Here is a 6,480-nt window from a genome sequence, read left to right on the forward strand (position 1 = left end):
GAAGGCGTCCTTCCACTTGCGTAGGGTCCGGCCTAGGCGAGCGATTTCGGGGATGGGACACGTTGGTAGGCGCTCGATGAGACGAGCGGCCAGGTGTCGGCCTTGGGCGGGTGTGGCTTGGTGGAAGACGTCTCGGACTTGCTGGGCGCAGTGGTAGGCGGCTTCGACACTGATATGGGCTTCATCTGCCGTGAAGGCTGCGCGGAGTCGTTCTTGTTGACGCTTCGTGAGCCGATCATGCGAGGCGCGAAGGAGAAGCCGGATTCGGTAGAGGGGATCACCCTTGCGTCCGCGGTGCCCCAGCGTTTCTTGCTGGACGCGACGACGTACCTCATCAAGGGCATCGCCGGCGAGCTTGACGATGTGAAAGGCATCGAGCACGCTGGTGGCGTCTTGGAGCTGGTCATCAATGGCGTTCTTATATCCCTGGAAGGGATCCAGCGTCGCGATTTGCACCCCTGCACGGAAATCTTCGCCGCGCTCAGCCAGCCAGTTCTTGTACACGGTGCCAGACCTTCCCGGGACCAGGTCCAGCAAGCGGGCCGTGGGATGATCCTCCCCGCGTGTCAGATCCACGATGCCGGTGAACTCACGCGGGCCCCGGCGGCGTCGGTCCTGGTGGTGCCACACGTGCTCATCGACCCCCAATACCTGAACCCCAGTGAAACGGGCGGGGTCATCACAAGCAGCTTGCAGGCACGGCTTGGTATGGGACCACACGGTATTCCACGTGGTTCCTAACTGGCGGGCCAGTCCCAAGATACTGGCTCCCTCAAAGCGCAACTGTCGGATCGCCCAGCGGATCGCCCGCACACCCAAACGCGCCCTGGGAGCACACACCGAGTGGTTCTGCTCGATGAAGGTCGCGATCTGGCAGGTGTGTTCGCGGCATATCCAGCGTCGCTTAAACCACCGGATCCGCGCCGGAACCCCGGCCCAGGGCGCGTCAATCACCTCCACCACCACACGCCCGTGACCTTGAGCGATCACCCCACAACCCGGGCAGCCAGCAAAGTGATCGCAGGACTCTATGTCAAGCACCAGACCACACTCACGTCGAGCGACAGCGATCAGATGGAAGCCCTCCAAGTCGACGAGCAGATCACACCGATCACAACGATCAAGCGACACAGAGAAGCAGCAGGTAGGGTGAGACATTGTCGAGGTCCTTGACGACAGCGGGGGTAGAAGTCCGCTCATCATCAAGGACCTCGACCTCTACCCGCAACCCCCGACCAACACCCGGTCACCCACACTCAACTCGGAAGAGCCGGTTATGCGCACGCGGATAGGTTATTAAGGTATCCGGATGCTCGTAACCTATCCGGATCCTCGTAACCTATCCGCATAGCAATTTCCTGTCCGCGAGCCCCCGATGCACCTACGCGACACTGCACCCGATCAGTCGCAGTGCACCCGATCAGTCGCAGTGCACCCGATCAGAAGAGGTGTAATGCCTACGGATCGGGTGCACCGCCCCAATCAACAAGAACAAACGCGGCATCTACAGGTCAATCGATGTCACCACCCAAGCAAACTGCACGAAGGCCGCCGCCCGCGGGTGCACCAAGCAGCCGGGCCCAGCAAGGCCAACCCCTCCGGCACCCGGAAAAAGCCGGAGCACACAGCAACAAGCACAGCAACAAGCACAACAACAAGCACGACAACGGGGGCGCAAGCCCCCGGCCTGCGCCCCCGCCAAGGCCCCTCCGCGAGGAGCCCAGCCACGCCACACGCTTACAGCTTGGCGCCCTCGAAGCTGAAGATGTCGAGGAACTTGCGCGCACGATCCGAGGACGGATCCGCGAAGAACTTACGCGGCGGGTCGACCTCGACGATGCGACCCTCGTCCATGAAGACGATACGGTCGGCGATCGCGCGGGCGAAGCCCATCTCGTGCGTGACGATGAGCATGGTCATGCCTGTGCGCGCCAGTTCGAGGACGACGTCGAGGACCTCGCGCACCATCTCCGGGTCAAGGGAGGCCGTGACCTCGTCGAGGAGGAGGATCTCGGGGTCCATCATGAGGGCGCGCACGATGGCGACGCGCTGGCGCTGGCCGCCGGACAGCTGGCGCGGGTAGGCGTCGGCACGGTCAGCCAGGCCCACGCGCTCGAGCAGTTTCAGCGCCCGCGCGCTCGCGTCGGCGCGCGATTCTCCCGCGACGAGGCCGGGGGCGAGCGTCAGGTTCCCCATGACGGTCAGGTGGGGGAAGAGCTCATAGGACTGGAAGACCATGCCGATGCGGCGGCGGACCTCGGGCCAGGAGACGCCGGGGGCCGCCAGGTCGTTCCCGTCGAAGAGGATCTGCCCGGAGTTGATGGGCTCGAGGCCGTTGATCGTGCGCAGGAGCGTGGACTTGCCGCAGCCGGAGGGTCCGATGATGACGACGACTTCGCCGTCGGCAACATCGAGGGAGACGCCGCGCAGGGCGTGGTGGCCGCCGGGGTAGGTCTTGTCGAGGTCGACGAGGCGCAGCTGCGGGTTTTCCACGGACGAGGACGTGGCGCGCTCGGGCGAGGCCGCGGTGTCGGAGGTCAGTTCTGCCATGTTTTCTCCATGTGGCGTGAGAGGAGCGAGATGGGCCAGCAGATGAGGAAGTACAGCGCAAAGATCAGGCCGTAGATCCACAGCGAGGCGGTCGGGTAGTTGAAGCGGTTGGCGTCGATGATCTGCTGTCCAACTTTGAGGACTTCGACGACGCCGATGAGGACGACGAGGGACGTCGTCTTCACCATACGGGTGATGAGGTTGACGGCCGGGGGTGCGAGCCTGCGCAGGGTTTGCGGCAGGATCACGCGGCGCATGGTCTGCCTCGGGGTGAGTCCCAGAGCGTAGGCGGACTCGTACTGGTGGCGGGGGATCGCGATGAGCGCGCCTCGCACGAGGTCGCCCATCTCGGCACCGCCCCACAGGGTGAACACGAGGACGGACGCGGTGATGCCGTCCAGGTTGATTCCCGCGACGCGCGTGAGCCCGAAGTAGGCGACGAACAGGAGGACGAGCTGGGGCATGATGCGCACGAACTCGAGGTAGAGCTGCATGAGCCAGCGCAGGGCTCGCCAGCGCGAGCGCATGCCGAGGCCGACGAACACGCCGAGCACCAGGGACAGCACGACGGACAGCGCGGAGATGCCGACGGTGACGCCCAGGCCCTCGAGGATGCGCAGCAGGTTGCGGCCCTCGAAGATGACGTTAATTCCCAAATCCGCCACGGCGCACCTTCTTTTCGACGAGTCGGGCCGCGATGGACACGGGCAGGAGGATCACCAGGTAGGCGAGAACCAGGAGGATCAGCGCTTCGGAGGTGTTGTAGGACATACCGATGAGGTCTTTCGCGACGTACACGAGGTCGGGCAGCGCGACGACGGACACGACGGAGGTTTCCTTGATGAGGAAGATGACGTTGGCGGCCAGCGGCGGCACGGAGGTCGCAATGGCCTGCGGCAGGGCGACGTGACGCAGCGTCTGGGTGCGCGTGAGGCCGAGCGCTGCCGCGGACTCCCACTGAATCGTGGCGATCGAGTCGAGGCCGGAGCGCAACGCTTCGGCCATGTAGGCGCCACCCAGGAAGATGAGGCCGACGATCGCGCAGGTCTCGCCGCTCCACTTGATGCCCACGCGCGGCAGGCCGAAGTAAATGAAGAAGAGCTGCACGAGCAGGGGCGTGTTGCGCGACAGTTCGACGTAGGCCGCGGCAATCTGGGCGGCGACGGGGATCCGGTAGTGCCGAATCGCAGCCACGAGCAGGCCGAGGGCGAGGGAGCCGACGATGCCGATAGCCGCGATCCTCAGGGTGAGGATGGCGGCTTCGACGTACATGGGCGCGTATCGCGCCAGGATGTCAAGATTCATAGGCGAAATCTGGGACGAGGCCGGGACCACTCGGGGCGATCACCCGCGGCGGGTGGACCCGGGAGCGAGCCACGGCCTCGTACCTGTGTCAGTTGGTGGAGGTGGTGTCCACGCCGCCTTCGACGACCAGGTCGTCGGGGGTCGCGGCGTCACCGTAGACGGGGGCGAGGGTCTGCTCGTAGTCCTTGTGGAAGAAGTTTTCCTTGCCGAGCTCGACGAGTTCGTTGTTCAGCCAGTCGAGGAGAGCGGTGTTGCCCTTCTTGACGGCGGCCGCGATGTAGCTGGTCTCGCCCAGGCTCTTGATGCCGACGCTGAAGCCGGGGTGCTGAATCGCCCAGGCGATGACCTCGGTGTTGTCGGTGGAGAAGGCGTCGCCGCGGCCGTCCTCGAGGGCCTGGTAGGCGTCGGAGTACTGGTCGTACTTCTGGAGCTTGACCTCGGGGTGGTTGGCCTCGAAGTAGGCTTCGGCGGTCGTGCCCTTGGTGACGATGAGGGTCTTGCCGGCCAGCTGGCTCACGTCGGTGATTTCAGCCGAGGTGGGCGAGACGACGCCGAGGGAGACCTTGAAGTAGGGGTTCGCGAAGTCGACCTTTTCGGCGCGCTCGGGCGTGACGGTGAAGTTCGCGAGGGTGATGTCGACCTTGTTGGAGGCGAGGACCTCGGTGCGGGCGGCGGCGTCGACGGGGACGTACTTGGCGGTGACACCCAGGTCGGCGGCGATGCGGTCGCCGTAGACGACGTCGTATCCGGCGGGCTTACCGTCGGCGTCGATGTAGCCGAAGGGGGCCTTGTCGGAGAAGATGCCGATGACGATCTCGCCGGCTTCCTTGATCTGCTCGGGGCTGCGGTCCCCGACCTGCGCGCCGGACGAGGAGGACGAGGAGGAGGCCGCGCCACCGGAGCATGCGGCCATGCCGAGGGCTGCGACCATGGCGACGGCGGCCGTGGCGAGTCGAAGGAATGGCTTCTTGCGTGCGTGAGTGGCGCTCATGAGGGCTCCTGATCTGCGGGATTTATCAAACCGAGGGGTGTTCCCCGGTGTTGGTGTCGATGTTTTCATTGCTTCGGACCACATGCGAGGGGGCGATCCAGTTTTGGAACTATGTGACAAACGAGCGCGGTGACAAACCGCGGAATTCCGGGCCAGGACCAAGGGCCCAACAAAACGTGGAAGTCGTCACGCTACGGTGCGCCCGCTCGCAATTGGACGGACAGGCACGCGAAAATTACACCCATGCCCAAGCTACCGCGCACCGTGAATCTCCCCGTGCCGGCTAGCCCTACCCGCCACGAGATCCTCGAGGGCCTGCGCATCACGGCACCCGTGGCCGCGGGATATATCCCGCTGGGCCTCGCGTACGGCGTTCTCGTCATCCAGCTGGGCCTGCCGTGGTGGTTGGCTCCGGCGCTTTCCCTGTCCGCCTACTCGGGGTCGGCCGAACTGCTCGTCGTGACGCTGGCCGCGCAGAATACGCCGCTGGCCGTCATCGCGGTGACGATGCTGCTGGTCAACTTCCGCCTCTTGTTTTTCGCGTTCTCGTTCCCGCTGCACGTGATTGAGGGGCGTTTCGCGCGCCTCTTCTCGATGTACGCCCTCGTGGACGAGGCCTACGCGCTGACCGCCGCCCGCCCGAACGGGTGGACGAAGCCTCGTCTATTGGCGATGCAGGTTCTCTTTAACCTGACGTGGGTGACGTCGAGCCTCGTGGGCGTGTCTGCGGGTTCCTTGATTCCGACGCAGATCGAGGGCCTGGATTTCGCACTCACGGCCCTGTTCATCACGCTGACGCTGGACGCAGCGCGCACGAGGCGCGAGCTGCCCTCGGTCCTCCTGGCCGGCGCGTCCTTCGCGGTGGCCATGGTGGCGGCGCCCGGACAGCGTCTCCTGGTGGCGCTCCTGCTGTTCGTCGCGTGCCTGGTGGTTCGCCACATCCTTCATCGCCGAGGCATCCTGCGCTCCCCCGACTCTCCCACCTCGGCTGATGGGCAGGGCCAGGCGGCCCGCGAAGGGGGTGCGCAGTGACTCCGACGCTGGGCTACCTGCTGGCGCTCCTGGTGATCGTCTTCGTCATCGACTTTACATTGCGCGCTCTGCCGTTCAAGATTCTGGAGCCGCTGCGTGATTCGCGTTTTGTCTCCGACATGGCGGTGTGGATGCCGCCCGGCATCATGCTGATCCTGGTGCTCTCCACGCTGTCGCAGGGCGCGCAGGCGGCGGGCGAGCGCTGGTGGGCGGCGCTGGTGGCGACGGGCGTGACGGTCGCGGTGCACCTGTTGAGCGGCCGCAAGCTCCTGTGGAGCGTCGGCATCGGAACGGTCTGCTACGTCGCGCTGCTGAACTGGCTCTGACGACCTGGCTGTCGCGAACGGGGTGTCACCAGCTGGCTGAGCTCCAGCTGGCTGGGCCCATGAGTGAAGGCGCAGACACCTACCAGAAATTTCGCATGCAATTCGGTTGCGTGAACTTTCAACAACCTCCGGAATCGTTGCAATTCCAACGATGCCAATTCAAATCCTGAAATAGTCACAGGGGAATTGCATGCGAAATAGTAGTGTCCCGCATAGTGGTGTAACCGTGTGGTGGTCGGCCCGTTTGATATGGGTGCGGTCACCGTGTGATCCTTC

At 64.7% G+C, this 6,480-nt stretch carries 7 protein-coding genes; 2 read left to right on the forward strand and 5 right to left on the reverse strand.

Going from position 1 to position 6,480, the window contains the following annotated elements; translation table 11 throughout:
* From QP415_RS10525 to QP415_RS10545, 5 genes are all read right to left on the reverse strand, one after another.
* Positions 1-1,158: ISL3 family transposase (locus QP415_RS10525; RefSeq protein ID WP_285099997.1), on the reverse strand; the 1,158-nt coding region annotated here is incomplete at its 3' end.
* Positions 1,159-1,737: 579 nt separating this feature from the next.
* Entirely contained in the window at positions 1,738-2,550 is an 813-nt protein-coding gene (locus QP415_RS10530; protein ID WP_285099998.1) for an amino acid ABC transporter ATP-binding protein, read from the reverse strand.
* A complete protein-coding gene (locus QP415_RS10535) occupies positions 2,538-3,215 on the reverse strand; it encodes an ABC transporter permease subunit (RefSeq protein ID WP_285099999.1) in 678 nt (225 codons plus the stop codon). The genes QP415_RS10530 and QP415_RS10535 overlap by 13 nt, the downstream gene beginning before the upstream one ends.
* Positions 3,196-3,855, reverse strand: a complete 660-nt coding sequence (locus tag QP415_RS10540; protein WP_285100000.1) for an amino acid ABC transporter permease — start codon at positions 3,853-3,855, stop codon at positions 3,196-3,198. The genes QP415_RS10535 and QP415_RS10540 overlap by 20 nt, the downstream gene beginning before the upstream one ends.
* 88 nt (positions 3,856-3,943) lie before the next feature.
* The gene (locus QP415_RS10545; protein ID WP_016460778.1) at positions 3,944-4,846 is read right to left on the reverse strand and encodes a cysteine ABC transporter substrate-binding protein; all 903 of its coding nucleotides are present in this window, start codon (positions 4,844-4,846) and stop codon (positions 3,944-3,946) included.
* Between the two features lie 243 nt (positions 4,847-5,089).
* Between QP415_RS10545 and QP415_RS10550 the strand changes: the two genes are divergently transcribed.
* Positions 5,090-5,878: an AzlC family ABC transporter permease gene (locus tag QP415_RS10550; protein WP_285100002.1), complete on the forward strand. Its 789-nt coding sequence runs from the start codon at positions 5,090-5,092 to the stop codon at positions 5,876-5,878.
* On the forward strand, positions 5,875-6,204 hold the full coding sequence (locus QP415_RS10555) for a branched-chain amino acid transporter permease (protein WP_048676435.1): 330 nt from the start codon (positions 5,875-5,877) through the stop codon (positions 6,202-6,204). The genes QP415_RS10550 and QP415_RS10555 overlap by 4 nt, the downstream gene beginning before the upstream one ends.
* Positions 6,205-6,480 lie beyond the last annotated feature (276 nt).

Origin of the sequence: Pauljensenia sp. UMB3104 (assembly GCF_030217285.1) — a bacterium.
GTDB lineage: Bacteria > Actinomycetota > Actinomycetes > Actinomycetales > Actinomycetaceae > Pauljensenia.